The sequence below is a fragment of the Microbacterium tenebrionis genome (genome assembly GCF_020682665.1).
GTDB classification, from domain to species: domain Bacteria; phylum Actinomycetota; class Actinomycetes; order Actinomycetales; family Microbacteriaceae; genus Microbacterium; species Microbacterium tenebrionis.
On record NZ_JAGTTM010000001.1, the window covers coordinates 261658 to 278421 of the forward strand.

Genomic DNA, 16764 nt, shown 5'->3' on the forward strand with positions numbered 1-16764 from the left:
CGGCGGCGACGCTCACGACTCAGCGAAGAAGAGTTTCCGGGCCCGGAATCGATCGCGGGCTCGGGAACTCTTCTCCGAGAGTCAGGCGTCGACCGATTCGCGCAGGTCGGCGCGGGTGATCGGCTGCGTCGGCACGTCGGTGGTCGAGGGGGCGGCGGTCGAGGCAGCGGATGCCGGCGCCTCGGATGCCGGAGATGGGGCGGATGCCCCAGCATCCGCCGTCGTCACGATCGACGCCCGATCGCGGAAGCCCTCGGCGGTCACCCGATCCAGATCGACCTGCTTGCGGATCGCATACGCCTTCTCGTACAGCGACGGGTCGCCGTAACTCGTCAGCACCTTCACGATGACGGGGAGCAGCTCGATCATGAAGAACAGCGCCGCGATGAGCCAGTGCGCCCACCAGATGGTCGGCTCCTTCTCGGCGAGGCGGTTCAGGCCGCTGATCTGACTCAGCAGACCGACCGCTCCGGCGTTGCCCTGCGCGACCGAATCGGCGCGGGCGTTGTATGCGGCGAGCGCCTGCTCGTAGGTGTCACGAGCCGCGGGCAGCTGGTCGTTCGCCTGCTGGCGGTTCGCCGACTCGGACGAGGCCGTGCTCTCCTTGGCGGAGGTCTCCGCGGCGGCGAGGTCGTCGTTCGCCGTGCGCAGCTGTGCGGCCAGCGCGTCGTAGGTCTGCTGGGCCTGCGCGAGCTGCGCCTGGGCGGCATCCGAGCTCGACCCCTCGCCGTTTACCCCGGTGCAGCCGGGGACCTCGCCCGCGCCTTCACCGGTGAGCTCGCATTGGTAGAGCGCGCGTGCCTGGTCGATGACCTTCTGCTGCTCGGCCATCTTCGACGTGATGTCGTCGACGGCGGCCTGCGCGGCGGTCGTGGATGCCGAACCCGACACGGTGTCGGCGACGATTCCCGTGGCCGCCTGGTTCTCGAGCGCGGCGACCCGTGCGGTCGCAGCATCCAGCGCCTTCTTCTCCGGACCGCTCTCGAGAGCATCCTGGTCCGACTGCGCCTGCACGATGTTCGTCGCGGCGACCTCGCGGTTGATGTCGTTGTGGAACACCTGCAGAACCAGCGGCTCGGCGACGAGGAATCCGATCAGGACCGCCATGGCGACTCGGGGAAGCGCGAGTCCGATGAGCTTTCCGATGCTGCGCGTCGACGTCATGGTCGATGTCAGGAACCGGTCGAGGTTGAAGATGATGCCGGCCCACACGATCGCGAGGGGAACGGCGATCCACATCGCGGCCTGCACGCCCGTGGTGAGGGCGAAGAACATCGAGATCGCCGAGACGAGCGCGGTACCTGCGAGCACGAAGAACATCTGCACGAATCGGGGCGTCTCGCCGGGAACCCGGTCGAGGATCTCACCGTCCGCGCCGCCGAGGATCGCCATGGTGCGCAGTCGAGACCCGCGCGTGCGCGGCTTGTTCTCGCGCTTCGCCTTCGCGGCGCGGCGCTGCGCGCGCTTCATCTTCGTGGGTCCGAACACGCCCTGCGCCCGCTCGAGGTCGCCCAGCTCATCAGCTGCGGGTTCGGCCCTGCGTGGCTGGTCGCCGGTCGCGGACGCCTCGCTGCCGGTGGGCTCGTAGCTGCGGAGGAAGTCGAGATCCTCGTCGGTGACGGAGCCCTCAGGGGTTTCGCCGTCGATCGAAATCTGCCCGTCGGAGCCCATACGGCCAGGGCGATGCGCGGAATAGGACATCCCTAGAGGCTACGAAACTCCGCCTGAGCGACAGCCGGAAGCGTCAGTCCGCGGAGAGGGCGGCCGCGGCGACCTCATCCTCGGTGGTCGCGACGAGCTGGCCGCAGGCGCCGTCGATCTCCTTGCCGCGGGTGTCGCGGAGGGTCGTCGGGATGCCGGCATCGTTGAGCCGGCGGACGAACTCGTCGGTGACGTCCTTCTCGGATGCCGTCCACACCGACTCGGGCGTCGGGTTCAGCGGGATCGGGTTGACGTGCACCCATCCGCGGCCCCGCTGATTGAGCTTCTCCGCCAGCAGGTCGGCGCGCCAGGCGTGGTCGTTCATGTCCTTGATGAGCGCGTACTCGATCGAGACGCGGCGACCGGTCTTCTCGTAGTACTCGTGCGCGGCATCCAGCGCCTCGTCCACCTTCCAGCGCGAGTTCACCGGGATGAGCTCGTCGCGCAGATGATCGTCGGGCGCGTGCAGGGACAGTGCGAAGGTGACGGGGATGTTCTCGTCCGCCAGCTTTCTGATGGCCGGCACCAGGCCGACCGTCGACACGGTGATGCCGCGAGCGCTCATGCCGAGGCCGTCGGGCTGCGGGGCGACCATGATGCGCACGGCGTCCATCACGCGCTTGTAGTTCGCGAGCGGTTCTCCCATGCCCATGAAGACGATGTTGCTGACGCGCTCCATGCTGTGGTCGTCGGCCTTCTTGCCACCGAGACCGCCCTCGGCGATCAGGCGGTTCGCGCGGACGATCTGCTCGACGATCTCGGCGGTGGACATGTTGCGGGTGAGCCCGGCCTGTCCGGTGGCGCAGAACGGGCAGTTCATGCCGCATCCGGCCTGGCTCGACACGCACAGCGTGATCCGGCCCGGGTAGCGCATGAGAACGGACTCGACGAGCGCGCCGTCATGCAGACGCCACAGGAACTTGATCGTGTCGCCGCGATCGGTCTCGAGGCGCCGCACCTCGGTGAGCAGCGGCGGAAGCATCCCCGCGACGAGCTCCTCGCGCTGGGCGGCGGGGAGGTCGGTCATCTCGGCGGGGTCGGACGTGTAGTGCGTGAAGTAGTGCGTCGCGAGCTGCTTGGCGCGAAAGCCCGGCAGACCGAGTTCCTTGACCTTCTCGATGCGCTCGGCCGGCGTCAGATCCGCCAGGTGCACCGGCGGCTTGCCGCGCTTCGGGCTGGCGAACTGCAGCAGTGGACGACCGCTCTCATCCTTCTTCTGGGTCCAGCCCTCGGTGCGTGGGCGCACCTGCGGGTTCGCAGGCCCCGTCAGGCGGATGGGAGATTTCTCGGTCATACCTCCAGGGTACGGGCTGGGAGGTGGAAAGGCCCTGGGGCGGCGTGAGTCACGGCACTTGTCATTACAGGCTGGGGTCCGCGAGAATGGGGCATTCCCCGATGAAGGAGCCCGATGACCGACCGCCTCGCGCGCGCCCGCACCTCCGGCGTCCTCGCCGTCCTCCGCGCCCCCTCCCCCGAGTCCGCCCTCGAGACCGCCGAGGCGATCATCCGCGGTGGGGTGACGGGCATCGAGGTCACGTACTCCACACCCGATGCGCCGGCGGTGATCCGCGAGCTCATCGCCCGCCATGGGGATGCCGCGTACGTCGGCGCGGGAACCGTGACCTCGGCCGACGAGGCCCACGCCGCCGTCGAGGCGGGCGCGGAGTTCCTCGTGAGCCCCGGCACCCTGCCCGACCTCACCCACACGATGCTCGACACCGGAGCGGTCGTGATGACCGGCGCGCTGACGCCGACCGAGATCATGGGGGCACTGGGGCTCGGCGTCGACGTCGTGAAGGTGTTCCCGGCATCCCTCGGCGGGCCGTCCTACTTCGGCGCGCTGCGCGGACCGTTCCCGGATGCTCCACTCATGCCCACCGGCGGCGTCAGCCCCGACAACCTCGCCGCGTGGTTCGCCGCCGGATCGGTCGCAGTGGGCGCGGGAGGCGACCTCGCGAACTCGGCGTCGATCGCCGCGCAGGACTGGGACGACATCACGGCGCGCGCCGCTCGGTTCGCTGCGGCGCTGGCCGCCGTGCGCGGGTGACCCTGCCCGACCTGCTGCCCTGGGCGTGGGTGGCGCTCGGGGCGGCCGCCGTCACGATCGGCATCTCGAAGACCGCGCTGCCGGGCGGCAGCACACTCGCGATCGCGCTGTTCGCCTCAGTGCTCCCCGCTCGCACCTCCACGGCGGCGATGCTCCTCCTGCTCATCGTCGGCGATGTGTTCGCGCTCATCTCCTACCGGCGGCACGCGCACTGGCCGACGCTGCTGCGCCTCGCACCCGCCGTCGTCCTCGGCCTCCTCGCCGGTTTCGCGTTCCTCGCTCTCGCCGGCGACGGCATCGTGCGCCGCGCGATCGGCGTCATCCTGCTGGTCATGATCGCGGTGACGCTGTGGCGGCGTTCGCGGCCCACCACGCCATCGCCCCGGGGCAATCTGCTGCTGGCGGGCACGTACGGCACGCTCGGCGGCTTCACGACCATGGTCGCCAACGCGGGCGGCCCCGTGATGTCGATGTACTTCCTCGCCACACGCGCGCAGGTCATGACGTTCCTCGGCACGTCGGCATGGTTCTTCGCGATCGTGAACATCGTCAAGGTGCCGTTCCTCGCCGGTCTCGGGCTGTTCCCCGGCCCGGTGCTGCTGATGGATGCCGTGCTCGCACCGCTGGTCGTGATCGGCGCGCTGATCGGCCTGCGCATCGCCCGGCGGATCGATCAGCGCCTCTTCGACCGGATCGTCATCGGTCTGACGATCGTCGGGGCGGTCTACCTGCTGTTCTGACGCCGAGACCCGCGCGCGAGCGAAGGCTGCTCAGTCCAGGAAGATGTCCGGGAACAGGCGGTCGTCGGGCGTGCCGGGGATCGCAGCGTAGCCGGAGAAGTCCGTCACACCGTCGGCCTCGAGCACATCCTCGACGATGAGCGACTGGCCCGTATACGACGCCGCGGGCTTGGTGAGCACCGAATACGCGGCATCCGCGTAGATGTCGGCCGTGCGGCTGGCGGCCATGACCTTGTCGCCGCCGAGCAGGTTCTGCACCGCCGCGGTCGCGATCGTCGTGCGCGGCCACAGCGTGTTCGCCGCGATGCCGTCCTCGGCGAACTCGGCGGCGAGCCCGAGCGTCACCATCGTCATGCCGAATTTCGCGAGCGTGTAGCCGGTGTGCGCACCGAGCCACTTCGGCGTCGGGTTCAGCGGAGGCGACAGCGACAGGATGTGCGGGTTCGCCGAGCCGCGCAGCACCGGCACGGCGGCGCGCGAGAGCATGAACGTCCCGCGGACGTTGACGTCCTGCATGAGGTCGTACTTCTTCGCGCCCAGGTCGAGCGAGCGCGAGAGGTCGATGACGCTGGCGTTGTTGATGACGATGTCGATGCCGCCGAACTCGCCCTGCGTCTTCATGACCGCTTCGGTGATGTCATCGTCGTCGCGCACGTCGCCGACGATGGGGAGGGCGTTGCCCCCGGCCGCCCGGATCTGCTCGGCGGCAGTGTGCACGGTGCCCTCGAGCTTCGGATGCGGGGTGTCGGTCTTGGCGAGCATCGCGATGTTGGCGCCGTCGCGGGCGGCGCGCAGGGCGATGGCGAGGCCGATGCCGCGGCTGCCGCCCGACATCAGGATGGTCTTTCCGGCGAGGGTGCTCATGGGTCTCCCTGGGTGGTGGTTCTGCGGATGCTTACTTGGGCGCCATGCGGATCGCGCCGTCGAGGCGGATCGTCTCGCCGTTGAGGTAGCCGTTCTCGATGATGCTCTGCACGAGGGCGGCGTACTCGGCGGGCTTGCCGAGGCGCGCGGGGTACGGCACCTGCTGGCCGAGCGACGCCTGCGCCGCCTCCGGCAGGCCGGCGAGCATCGGGGTCTCCATGATCCCCGGTGCGATCGTGCACACGCGGATGCCGTAGCGCGCGAGCTCGCGAGCGATCGGCAGCGTCATGGCGTGCACGCCGCCCTTCGACGACGAGTAGGCGGGCTGACCGATCTGACCGTCGAACGCGGCGACGGATGCCGTGTTCACGATGACCCCGCGGTCTCCGCCGTCGGCGGGGTCGTTCTTCGCGATCACGGCCGCGGCCTGGGAGGTCACGTTGAACGTGCCGACGAGGTTGATGCGGATGACGCGCTCGAAGTCGGCGAGCGCGGTGGGGTTGCCGTCGCGGTCGAGCACCTTGGCCGGGGTCGCGACGCCGGCGCAGTTGACGACGATGCGCAACGGCGCGTGCTCGTTCGCGGCGGTGACGGCGGATGCGGCATCCTCGGCGTTGGTGACGTCACCGGGGGCGAACGCTCCGCCGAGCTCTGCGGCCATCTCGGCGCCGGCCGACGACGGCAGGTCGAGAAGCGTGACGTGCGCACCCGCGGCAGCGAGCGCGCGGGCGGTGGCGAGGCCGAGCCCTGAGGCTCCGCCGGTGATCAGCGCACCGGATCCCTGGATCTGCATGGTTCTCCCTCGAACGGATTGCAACTCAGTGTCAGCATACGCGGTTCTCAGTGTCACCTCTGGCCATTCCGATCACGGAGGTGTTGGCTGGGGTCATGCAACTGCGTCGCAAGCGAGCCTACGACACCGCCGAATCCTCCGACGGGTTCCGTGTGCTGGTCGATCGGCTGTGGCCGCGGGGTCTGTCGAAGGAGCGCGCGGCGATCGATCTGTGGGCCAAGGACACCGCTCCGAGCCCGGAGCTGCGCAAGGCCTGGCATGCGGCATCCGATGATGACTGGGGCACCTACGCCGACCGCTACCGCGCCGAGCTCGACGGCGAGTCCGCCGCGGCACTCGACGCTCTGGCCGGCGAACTGAAGATGCACGACACCGTCACCCTCGTCTACGCCGCGCATGATGAGAAGCACAACCACGCCGTGATCCTCGAGCAGTCGCTGCGAGCACTGCTGCCATGAGCACAACTTCGGATCCGGCGCTCGACACGCCGCGACGGCGGCCGAATCGACGGCGGGTCGCACCGGGGTTCCGAAGCTGTGCACGGCGCGGCGACCCGATTTCAGGGGTTCGGGATGGCGCATCCGCTGATGTTCTGCCCGCCTATCTCGGGCCGTCTGGCTGGCTGGGTGTCGACCTCACCGCCGGCACCGACTGGCAGGAGATCTCCGAGCTCGTCGACGCCTCCTACCGGGTGACCGCGCGCCGCCGGCTCGTGAAGCGGCTCGACGAGGACTAGCTCCAGACGAACCGGAAGGTGCCGGCGAGCACGGCGGCGGCGAGCGCGAGGGCCATGATCGCCAGCGCACCGAGCAGCGCGACGGCATCCCGTCCATGCAGGCTCGACGGCCGAGACCAGGTGCGCGGGATGCCGGAGCCGAACCCGCGGGCCTCCATCGCGAGCGCGAGCCTGGTCCCCCGGCGCACCGCGAACACGAGCAGCACGAACGCCATCGAGAAGAAGCGCCGGATCGCTCCGCCGTCGCCCACCCCGCGCGCGCGGCGCGCGAGGCTCATCGTGCGCCAGTCGTCGAGGAACAGTCCGAGCATCCGGGTTCCGGCGAGGATGCCGAGCACGAACCGGCTGGGCAGCTTCGCGATCTGCGCCAGGGCGTCGGCGAGCTCGGTGGGGTCGGTGCGCCCGAACAGCATGATCGTCGGCAGCCCGAGCGCAACGACCCGCAGGCTCACCGCGATCGCGAGCGAGATCGAGTCGTCGCTGATCGTCGCGAAGCCGAAGCTCCAGTAGATGTGACCTGCGGGCTCGGCGTAGAGCAGCATACTGAGACCGGCGATCGGGGCGAACACGACGATCGGCAGAATACGCCGGATCACGGTCCGCAGACGCAGGCCGGTGAGCGGTAGGCACAGCAGCTGCAACGCGATCGCGACGAGTCCGCTGACGACGTCGATCGAGGCGAACAGCGGCACGGACAGCAGCAGTGCGAGAACGATCTTCGTGACCGGATTGACGCCATCGAGCCAGGCGCGCGGCTCCAGGTCGACAGCACCCGCCTGCGAATCGTTCAGGCGCGAGTCCGTCATGCGCGCACCGCCTGCGGGCTCAGCTCGATACGGTGACCGCCGAGGTGCCGGACCACGCCCTCGTCATGCGTCACCGCGATGACCGACGTCCCGGAGGCGATCTCCTCCTGGAGCAGCGCGACCAGCTCCACCCAGCCGCGGCGATCCTGCCCGAAAGTCGGTTCATCGAGCACGACGACCTCGGGGGATGCCGCGAGCACGGTCGCCACGGAGAGACGGCGCTTCTGCCCACCCGACAGCGTGAACGGGTTCGCGAGGGCGAGCGGTGCGAGATGGAGGCGTTCGAGCAGCCCGTCGACGACGAATGCCGTTCGGGATGCCGTCCGGCCGAGCGCCTTCGGCCCTACGGCGAGCTCGTCGCGCAGGGTCTGGGTGAGGAACTGGTGTTCGGGCTCTTGGAAAACCGTGCCGATGCGGGTGAGCAGTTCTCGCGAGGTCCAGCGGATCGGCCGCCGCCCGCTCTTTCCTGCGAGCGACTCCGCCGATTCGATGCTGCCCGCCCGCTCCGGGATGAGCCCGGCGAGGGTGAGAGCGAGCGTCGACTTGCCGACCCCGTTCGGTCCGGTGATCACGGTCGCGTGACCGCCCGGCACCCGCACCTCGAGCCCGGACTGCACGATCGTGCGCGGTTCGCGGGCGATCGCAAGACCGGATGCCGCGAGCACTGGCTCGCCGAAATCACTGAGCACCGGCTCCGCGCCCGAAGGCGCCGGCGGCAGCTCAGGCAGCTCGACGTCGAGCCCGGGCACCCACACGCCGGCATCCGCCAGTATCTGGCCGTGCTCGGCGAACACCCGATCCGGTGCACCATCGGCAAGCAGCCCCCCGTCGGCGCCGAGCACGATCACGCGGGTCATCAGATCGACCCATACCGGCGTGCGGTGCTCGACCACCACGAGCGTGGCGCCACTCGCCTCGACGACGCGCTCGACGCTCGCCCGCACCTCGGCGATCCCTTCCGGATCCAGGTTCGCGGTCGGCTCGTCGAGCAGAAGCAGACCGGGCCGCATCGCCAGGACACCGGCGAGCACGAGACGCTGCTTCTGCCCTCCGGAGAGCGCCTTGGTCGCGCGTTGCAGAGGCACGGCGAGGCCGACGGCTTCCATGGCCTCCGCGACACGACCGGGGATCTCGGATGCCGGCACGCCGAGGTTCTCGCATCCGAACGCGACGTCGTCTCCCACCTTGGACAGCACGATCCCGGCATCCGGGTCCTGCATCACGAGCCCCGCCTGCCCTCGGCGGGCCTCGGGGGCCGCGCCGTCGACGAGCAGCGAGCCGGTCCGCTCACCCTCATCGGCGTCGCCGAGGACTCCTGCGAGCCCGGCGAGCAGGGTCGACTTGCCCGCGCCGGATGCGCCGAGCAGCAGTACGCGCTCGCCGGGCTCGATCGTGAAGGTGACGTCTGAGACCGCCGGACGCCTGCGGCCCGCGTAACGCCAGCCCCAGCCCGCCGCCTGCACGCGGGCCGGGGTGGTCCCAGCCCCGCTCATCTCAGACCTCGCGGATGCGCTCTCGCCCTGCCGCGAAGCGGCTGAGCGCCCCTGTGGCGGCGAGGGCGCGCACCAGCAGCCAGCCCACGACACCGGCGAGCACGATGCCCGACACGATCAGGCACACGAGGTAGATCGTGTTGAACTCGAGGGACTTCAGGATGTTCGGGGAGCTGCCGTAGAACAGCTCGAAGATCCACGCGGCGATGCCGGCGCCCGCACCGGCGAGACCGGCGACGACGATGCCGAAGCGGCGGTACAGGAACAGCGCGAAGATGAGCTCGGCCCCGAGACCCTGCACGATGCCGGAGAGGATCGTCGATACTCCCCAGACGTTGCCGATCAGCATCGAGACGATGGCCGCGACGAGTTCGACGACGAGGGCGGCGCCCGGCTTGCGGATCACGAGGCCGCCGACGACGCCGCCGAGCAGCCAGATGCCCACCGCGATGCCGCCGAAGCCGGGGGTCAGCGCGTCGGCGGCGCTGAACCATGCGTAGCCGATGGTGTTCCAGCCCCAGAAGACGAGGCCGATCGCGACGCCGAGGACGGCGGCGACGACGATGTCGACGACGCGCCAGCGCCAGCGACTCGGTGCGACCGTCTGGGCGATCGCGGGCGTGCGTGTAGACGTACTCATCTGAGCTCCTCCCTGCGCCGGCATGATCCGGATCAGGTTCGACGGTCGAAGCGCTTTTCGCTCCCTCTCAGCCCGGCATCGCCCGGACTCCCGTGGTTGTGCCCTCGATCATACCCGCCTCCCGCGCCCGGCGTTACAAGATCGACACCGGGGATTGGGTAGCGTGGGCAGGTGACCATTGACGATGCGACGCCTGTGACGACCCGTCGCGCCTTCCGTGCTCACCGGGAACGCACCACGGTCCCCACCGGTTCGGCACCGGCATCCGTCGAGGCGCCGCTTCCCGTTCCGCCGCCGGAGTCGCCCGAGGATCAAGAGCCTGCCGTCCAGTGGGCGGATGCCGAACGGCCCGCGACCGCACTCCTCTGGCTCGAGACAGCCGATGTCATCGAGACCACGCTTCCCGCCGATCTGGGTGCTGCGGCGACCCGCCCGTCCGGTGACGACCTGCTCGCCGGGACCCGTTCCGGACTGCTGCGCACGCGTTGGCTCGTACCGCTGGGCACCCTCGCGCTGTGCACGGTCGCCTACGGCGCTTCCATGCTCCTGTGGCCGCTGCACGCCGTCGCCCCGGTGGCCGCGGCCGTCGAGGTGCGGATCGCGCCGGCCGCGGCATCCGACATCACGTGGCCGTCCGGGGGCAGCTCGGGCGTCGGGATCGCAGGAGTGTCCTCCGTCGCGTCGGCGACCGGAGCCGTGCCGATCGCCAGCGTGACGAAGGTGGTCTCGAGCCTGATGGTGCTCGACCGACTGCCGCTGGCGCTGGGCGAACAGGGACCGGAATACGCGTTCACGTACGCCGACAGCGTCGAGTACTGGGACTACCGCGTCTCGGACCAGTCCGCACTCGATGTTCCCGTCGACGGCGTACTGACCGAGTACCAGCTGCTGCAGGGGACCCTGCTCGGATCGGCGAACAACTACATCGACCGGCTCGCGCGGGAGATCTGGGGGTCGGAGGCGCAATTCGCCGCTGCGGCGAAGACGTGGCTCGCCGATCGCGGCCTGAGCGACATCACGATCGTCACGCCGTCGGGCTTCGACGACCGCAACACGGCCACACCCGCCGCCCTGCTGAAGCTCGGCGATCGCGCCATGCAGAACCCCGTCTTCGCCGAGATCGTCGGCACGAAGAGCGTGGAGCTGCCCGGCGCGGGGGTGGTGACGAACACTAACGGGATGCTGGCAGACGCCGGCGTCGTCGGCATCAAGACCGGCACGCTCGGCGAGGACTGGAACCTCCTCACCGCCAAGGACGTGACGGTCGACGACGTCACGGTGCACCTGTACGCGGCCGTCCTCGGCCAGGACGATGACGAGGGCCGGCTCGCGGCGACGCGCTCCCTGTTCACGCAGGTCGAGGCCGACCTCACAGCTGCCGGACCGACCGTCGCCGCCGGCACGGTCGTCGGCAGAGTCCAGACCGACTGGGGCACGACGGTCGACATCGTCACGGACGACGACGCCACCGTCGTGCAGTGGAACGGAGCAGCCTCGGCCGCGACCGTGACCCTCGATCTGATGGATCAACGGGCCGAGGGCGATGACGTCGGCACGCTCGCCGTGCAGGGACCCGTGGATGCCGAGTCCGTCGATGTCTCGCTCGCCGAAGAGGTCACGGGTCCGAGCCCCTGGTGGCGCCTGACGCACCCGCTGCAGCTGCTCGGCATCATCACGAAGTGACCGTCATCACGAAGTGACCGTCATCACGAAGTGACCGGACCGGAACGCTGAGGGGCGGGGCGCCCTCCCGGTCGCCCCGCCCCTCACTCCTGCGTCAGTTGTCGCCGCGCTGTTCGGCGCTTCCCGCATCGACGCTCTCGGCATCCGACGCCTCGCCCGTCACGACGACGGGGACCGAATCGGTCAGCGCCTCTTCGGCGTCGATGTCGGTCGCGGCCTGCTCGAACTGCGACCGGTACAGACGCCAGTACGCGCCCTGCGCCGCGATGAGCTCGTCGTGCGAGCCTTTCTCGACGATGTCGCCGTGCTCCATCACGAGGATGAGGTCGGCGTCGCGGATCGTCGACAGGCGGTGCGCGATCACGAACGACGTGCGCCCCTGTCGCAGTGCCGCCATGGCGTGCTGCAGCAGGAGCTCGGTGCGCGTGTCGACCGCGCTCGTCGCCTCGTCGAGAATGAGGATCGACGGCTGCGACACGAACGCGCGCGCGATCGTGATCAGCTGACGCTCACCGGCCGACACGTTCGAGGCGTCCTCATCGAGTATCGTCTCGTACCCGTCGGGGAGCGAGCGCACGAACCGGTCGACGTAGGTCGCCGTGGCCGCCTCGACGACTTCCTCATCGGTCGCGGTGGCACGGCCGTAGCGGATGTTCTCGAGGATGGACCCGGCGAACAGCCACGGGTCCTGCAGCACCATGCCGGTGCGCGAGCGCAGCTCCTCCCTGGTGACGCTGGCGATGTCCTGTCCGTCGATGAGGATCCGGCCGGAGCTCAGCTCGTAGAACCGCATGATGAGGTTCACCAGAGTCGTCTTGCCCGCACCTGTCGGCCCGACGATCGCGACGGTCTGACCCGGCTCGACCCGGAACGACAGATCCTTGATCAGCGGACGGTCCGGCGTGTAGGAGAAGCACACGTCCTCGAACTCGATGACGCCACGGCCGGCGACATCGGGGTCGGGCAGGGCCGCAGCGTCCTCGGCATCCGGTTCCTGCTCGTCGGCGTCGAGGAAGTCGAACACGCGCTCGGCCGACGCGGTGCCGGACTGCACGACCGCCGCCATGCCGCCGAGCTCCGACAGCGGCTGGGTGAACTGCTGCGAGTACTGGATGAACGCCTGCACGTCGCCCAGGCGCAGTTGGCCGCTGGCGACCATCAGACCGCCGAGCACTGCGATGCCGACGAAGGTCAGGCTGCCGACGAAGGTCATGGCGGGCATGATGATGCCCGACAGGAACTGCGCCTTGAAGCTCGCCTGGTACAGCTCCTCGTTCTCGGCCTGGAAGCTCTCGAGGGCCTCCTGCTCGCGGCCGAAGACCTTGACGAGCGCGTGGCCCGAGAAGGACTCCTCGACGCGGGCGTTCAGGCGCCCGACCTTGCGCCACTGCGTTCCGAACGCCTTCTGCGAGCGCGGGCCGATGATGCCGAAGATGACGCCCATCAGCGGGAGCGCGACGAGGGCGACCAGGGCGAGCTGCCACGAGATCGAGAACATCATGACGAGCACGCCGATGACGGTCAGCACCGAGGTCAGCGCGCCCGACAGCGACTGCTGCATCGTCTGGGTGATGTTGTCGATGTCGTTCGTGACGCGCGAGATGAGCTCACCGCGCTGCACCTTGTCGAAGTACGACAGCGGCAGGCGGTTGATCTTCGCCTCGACGGACTCGCGCAGGCGCCACATGGTGCGGACCATGATCACGTTGATGACGTAGCCCTGCAGCCAGCTCAGGAGCGCCGCGACGACGTAGATCGCCAGCACCGCGATGATCACCCAGCGCAGGCGGTCGAAGTCGATGCCCGCGCCGACCTGGAAGTCGCTGAACGCGGCCACCATGTTCGCGAAGTCGTCCTGCCCCTGCGAGCGCAGCATCTCGACGACCTGCTCCTGCGTCGTTCCGGCGGGTACGCCGTTGTCGCCGAGGACCTTCGAGATGTATCCCTCATAGATGAGGTTGGTCGCCTCGCCGAGCACCTTGGGTGCGGCGACCGTGAGCACGACGCCGACGGCGCCGAAGAACGACACCAGCACGAACCAGGCGGCGGAGGGCTTGAGCAGCCCGATCATGCGGGCGAAGCTCTTGCCGAAGTTGTCGGCCTTGCCCGGCTTGATGGCGTCCCAGTCGCCGGAGTTCTGACGCGCCGCCTCGGCGAGCTCCGCCTCGTACTGCTCCTCGGGAGTCAGCGTCTCGGTGGGGCCCACCTGTGCGTCGGACCCAGGAGTGGGGGCGTTGCCGCTCATGCGTCCACCCCCAGCTGCGACTCGACGATCTCGCGGTAGGTGTCGTTGGTCTCGACGAGTTCGTCGTGCGTGCCGACGCCGACCATCTCTCCTCCTTCAAGGACCACGATGCGGTCGGCATCCGTGATCGTGGAAACGCGCTGGGCGACGACGATCTTCGTCACCTGCGGCAGTTCTCGCCAGAGCGCCTGCCGGAGCCTGGCGTCCGTCGTCAGGTCGAGCGCCGAGAACGAGTCGTCGAAGACGAGGATCTCGGGCTGGTGCACCAGGGCTCGGGCGATCGCCAGACGCTGGCGCTGACCGCCGGAGACGTTGGTGCCGCCCTGGGCGATGCGGGTCTCGAGCCCGTCGGGCATCTCGGAGACGAAGTCCTTGGCCTGCGCGATCTCGAGCGCATGCCACAGCTCCTCGTCCGTGGCATCCGACCGGCCGTAGCGCAGGTTCGACGCGATCGTTCCGGTGAACAGGAACGGACGCTGCGGCACGAGGCCGATCGTCTTCCACAGCGCGTCCATGTCGGCCTCGCGCACATCGACGCCGCCGACCCGCACCGTGCCGCCGGTGACGTCGAACAGCCGCGGGATGAGCGAGACCAGCGTGGTCTTGCCGGCGCCGGTGGATCCGACGATCGCGACGGTCTGGCCGCGCTCCGCGCCGAACGAGATGTTCCTGAGCACCGCGGAGTCGGCTCCGGGGTAGGTGAACTCGACGTCCTCGAACATCACGGTGCCGGGCACCGGGAAGTCGGTTGCGCCGTCCTCGGGACGCTCGAGGCTCGACTCGGCGTCGAGCACCTCACCGACGCGCTCTGCCGAGACGGCCGCACGCGGGATCATCATCGCCATGAAGCTCGACATGATGACGCCCATCATGATCTGGCCGATGTACTGCATGAAGGCGAACAGCGTGCCGACCTCGACGTTGCCGTTCTGCACCTCGAGTCCGCCGAACCAGATGACGCCGACCACGGTGACGTTGAGGATCAGCATGAACAGCGGGAACAGCAGCACGAACAGCGAGCCGATGTTGCGGCCGAGCTTCATGAGGTCGGTGTTCGTCTCGCGGAACCGCTCCTCCTCGACGCGTTCGCGCACGAAGGCGCGGACGACGCGGACGCCGGTGAGCTGCTCGCGCATGACGCGGTTGATCTGGTCGAGCTTGCCCTGGTTCTTGCGGAACAGCGGGACCATCCGCGTGATGATCAGCACGGCGACGATCAGCAGCACGGGCACGGAGACGGCGATCAGCCAGCTGAGGCCGACGTCCTGCTGCACGGCCATGATGATGCCGCCGATGGCGAGCAGCGGCGCGGTGACGAACATGGTCGCGCCCATCATCGCCAGCATCTGCACCTGCTGCACGTCATTGGTGTTGCGGGTGATGAGGGAGCCGGCGCCGAACTGCGACACCTCGCGCTCCGAGAAGCCGCTCACGCGCGCGAACACGTCGGAGCGGATGTCGCGGCCGACGCTCATGGCCGCCTTCGCGGCGAAGTACGTGGCGACGACCGAGCAGACGATCTGGCCCAGCGACACGACGAGCATCCAGGCGCCGGTGCGCCAGATGTACCCGGTGTCGGCGGCCGCGACGCCCTGGTCGATGATGTCGGCGTTCAGGCGGGGCAGGTAGAGCGTGGCCAGGGCGCTGGCGAACTGGAAGACCAGCACGCCGACCAGCAACGGCCAGTACTTGGAGAGATAGCGGAAGAGGAGTTTTCCGAGCATGGAGGAGGGGTCCTTCTGGAGAAGAGCCCGAAAGGGCCAGAAGCTAGCGTGCCACGACCCGCCGACATTGCCCATCCCCCGTGAGGATTATCCGCTCAAGGCGAACGACCCGCAGATGAGACCGGATTTCTCACCCGCGTCCAAGAACCTGCGACGTCGTCGTCAGCCGAACAGCGGGGTCTCCGGGACGTATCCGCGAGCGCCGGCACCGGCATCCTCGGCGAGTTCCGCGATCGTCGCCGGCTGCCACCGCGGCGAGCGGTCCTTGTCGACCAGTTGCGCTCGAATGCCCTCGGCGAGGTCGGGATGCTGCGTCGCGAACCACATCACGCGCCGGTACTCGCCGATCAGCGCATCCCGAAGGGTGCCCTCGCGCGCCTCGCGCACGGCATCCAGCGTCACCGCGAGGCCCGTCGGCGACAGCTCGGCGAGCGTGGCTGCGGTGGCGGATGCCGACACCTCTGCGCGTGCGGAGAGCCGATCCGCGATCTCGCCCATGGAGTCCGCGGAGAAGAACTCGTCGATCCAGGCGCGCTCCCCCGCGAGCGCCGAGGCCTCGGGCGTCTCATCGAACAGCAGCACGAGTTCGGACGGGCTCGTCGGATCGGCGCGGTTGCGCAGCGCCTCGCGCAGGTCGTCGAGCCGCTGCGAGGGCACGTAGTGATCCGCGAAGCCGGCGTACACCGCATCCGCCGCCGTCATGATGCCCCCGGTGAGCCCCAGGTATTCGCCGAGGCGTCCCGGGGACCGGCCCAGCAGATACGTGCCGCCGACGTCGGGGGTGAATCCGATGCGGGTCTCGGGCATCGCCAGCCGGCTGCGCTCGGTGACGATGCGGATCGCGGCGTGGCCGGCGAGGCCGATGCCGCCGCCCATCGTGATGCCGTCGGCGATCGCGACGATCGGCTTCGGATACTCGGAGATCATGAGGTTCAAGGCGTACTCGGCACGGAAGAAATCTGCCGTCCTCTGCGCCTCGCCGGCTGTGACCTGGTCGTAGAGAGCGCGCACGTCGCCGCCGGCGCACAGCCCGCGGTCGCCGGCCCCGTCGAGCAGGACGATGTCGATGTCGGTGTCGGCGCGCCAGGCGTCGAGGGCGGCGGTGAGCTGCCCGATCATGTCGAGGTCGAGCGCGTTGATCGCCTTCGGCCGGTTGAGGGTGAGCCGCCCCAGCGCACCCTCGGTGCGAACGAGAACGGTGGGCTCGGCGTCGATGTCAGTCACCCTGGCCACGTTACATGGGCCTGTTCTGGGGTTTCTGCGCTCGGTCGATGCGGAACTCTGCGTGTTTT

General features: G+C 69.2%; 15 protein-coding genes and 1 riboswitch. Of the genes, 5 read left to right on the top strand and 10 right to left on the bottom strand.

Annotated elements, in window-relative coordinates:
* Positions 1-81: 81 nt before the first annotated feature.
* Complete coding sequence (locus KEC56_RS01320; RefSeq protein WP_227529503.1) at positions 82-1701, bottom strand: DUF4407 domain-containing protein; 1620 nt, start codon at positions 1699-1701, stop codon at positions 82-84.
* 43 nt (positions 1702-1744) lie between these two features.
* Positions 1745-2995: a dual-specificity RNA methyltransferase RlmN gene (gene rlmN, locus KEC56_RS01325; RefSeq protein WP_227529504.1), complete on the bottom strand. Its 1251-nt coding sequence runs from the start codon at positions 2993-2995 to the stop codon at positions 1745-1747.
* A 114-nt stretch (positions 2996-3109) separates the two neighbouring features.
* Between rlmN and KEC56_RS01330 the strand changes: the two genes are divergently transcribed.
* Together KEC56_RS01330 and KEC56_RS01335 are read left to right on the top strand one after the other, a co-directional pair.
* Positions 3110-3748 carry a bifunctional 4-hydroxy-2-oxoglutarate aldolase/2-dehydro-3-deoxy-phosphogluconate aldolase gene (locus tag KEC56_RS01330; protein ID WP_227529505.1) on the top strand — a complete coding sequence of 213 codons (639 nt, stop codon included), beginning with the start codon at positions 3110-3112 and terminating at the stop codon, positions 3746-3748.
* 2 nt (positions 3749-3750) lie between these two features.
* The gene (locus KEC56_RS01335) at positions 3751-4488 is read left to right on the top strand and encodes a sulfite exporter TauE/SafE family protein (protein ID WP_227530121.1); all 738 of its coding nucleotides are present in this window, start codon (positions 3751-3753) and stop codon (positions 4486-4488) included.
* 30 nt (positions 4489-4518) lie between these two features.
* On the opposite strand, the gene KEC56_RS01340 is transcribed toward KEC56_RS01335, so the two are convergent.
* Both KEC56_RS01340 and KEC56_RS01345 read right to left on the bottom strand, forming a co-directional pair.
* The gene (locus tag KEC56_RS01340; RefSeq protein WP_227529506.1) at positions 4519-5352 is read right to left on the bottom strand and encodes an SDR family oxidoreductase; all 834 of its coding nucleotides are present in this window, start codon (positions 5350-5352) and stop codon (positions 4519-4521) included.
* 31 nt (positions 5353-5383) lie between these two features.
* Entirely contained in the window at positions 5384-6145 is a 762-nt protein-coding gene (locus KEC56_RS01345) for an SDR family NAD(P)-dependent oxidoreductase (protein ID WP_227529507.1), read from the bottom strand.
* Between the two features lie 95 nt (positions 6146-6240).
* Here KEC56_RS01345 and KEC56_RS01350 point away from each other — a divergent pair, with 95 nt between their 5' ends.
* Positions 6241-6603: a DUF488 domain-containing protein gene (locus tag KEC56_RS01350; protein WP_227529508.1), complete on the top strand. Its 363-nt coding sequence runs from the start codon at positions 6241-6243 to the stop codon at positions 6601-6603.
* Entirely contained in the window at positions 6600-6881 is a 282-nt protein-coding gene (locus tag KEC56_RS01355) for an MmcQ/YjbR family DNA-binding protein (RefSeq protein ID WP_227529509.1), read from the top strand. The genes KEC56_RS01350 and KEC56_RS01355 overlap by 4 nt, the downstream gene beginning before the upstream one ends.
* Here KEC56_RS01355 and KEC56_RS01360 read toward each other — a convergent pair.
* The 3 genes from KEC56_RS01360 to KEC56_RS01370 all read right to left on the bottom strand — a co-directional run bounded on the left by KEC56_RS01360 (position 6878) and on the right by KEC56_RS01370 (position 9820).
* Entirely contained in the window at positions 6878-7687 is an 810-nt protein-coding gene (locus KEC56_RS01360) for an energy-coupling factor transporter transmembrane component T family protein (RefSeq protein ID WP_227529510.1), read from the bottom strand. The two genes, KEC56_RS01355 and KEC56_RS01360, sit on opposite strands and share 4 nt — an antisense overlap.
* Positions 7684-9180 (bottom strand): ABC transporter ATP-binding protein, encoded by a 1497-nt coding sequence (locus KEC56_RS01365; RefSeq protein WP_227529511.1) that lies wholly within the window; start codon positions 9178-9180, stop codon positions 7684-7686. Before KEC56_RS01365 ends, KEC56_RS01360 begins: the two co-directional genes overlap by 4 nt.
* Position 9181: 1 nt before the next feature.
* The gene (locus tag KEC56_RS01370; RefSeq protein WP_227529512.1) at positions 9182-9820 is read right to left on the bottom strand and encodes an ECF transporter S component; all 639 of its coding nucleotides are present in this window, start codon (positions 9818-9820) and stop codon (positions 9182-9184) included.
* Positions 9813-9924: riboswitch (TPP riboswitch) on the bottom strand. It overlaps the preceding gene by 8 nt.
* A 67-nt stretch (positions 9925-9991) precedes the next feature.
* Between KEC56_RS01370 and KEC56_RS01375 the strand changes: the two genes are divergently transcribed.
* Positions 9992-11503, top strand: a complete 1512-nt coding sequence (locus KEC56_RS01375) for a D-alanyl-D-alanine carboxypeptidase family protein (RefSeq protein WP_227529513.1) — start codon at positions 9992-9994, stop codon at positions 11501-11503.
* A 94-nt stretch (positions 11504-11597) separates the two neighbouring features.
* Here the strand turns inward: KEC56_RS01375 and KEC56_RS01380 are convergent, their stop codons facing one another.
* From KEC56_RS01380 to KEC56_RS01390, 3 genes are all read right to left on the bottom strand, one after another.
* A complete protein-coding gene (locus KEC56_RS01380; protein ID WP_227529514.1) occupies positions 11598-13748 on the bottom strand; it encodes an ABC transporter ATP-binding protein in 2151 nt (716 codons plus the stop codon).
* On the bottom strand, positions 13745-15472 hold the full coding sequence (locus KEC56_RS01385; protein WP_227529515.1) for an ABC transporter ATP-binding protein: 1728 nt from the start codon (positions 15470-15472) through the stop codon (positions 13745-13747). Before KEC56_RS01385 ends, KEC56_RS01380 begins: the two co-directional genes overlap by 4 nt.
* A gap of 162 nt (positions 15473-15634) precedes the next feature.
* Entirely contained in the window at positions 15635-16696 is a 1062-nt protein-coding gene (locus tag KEC56_RS01390) for an enoyl-CoA hydratase/isomerase family protein (RefSeq protein ID WP_227529516.1), read from the bottom strand.
* Positions 16697-16764: the final 68 nt, after the last annotated feature.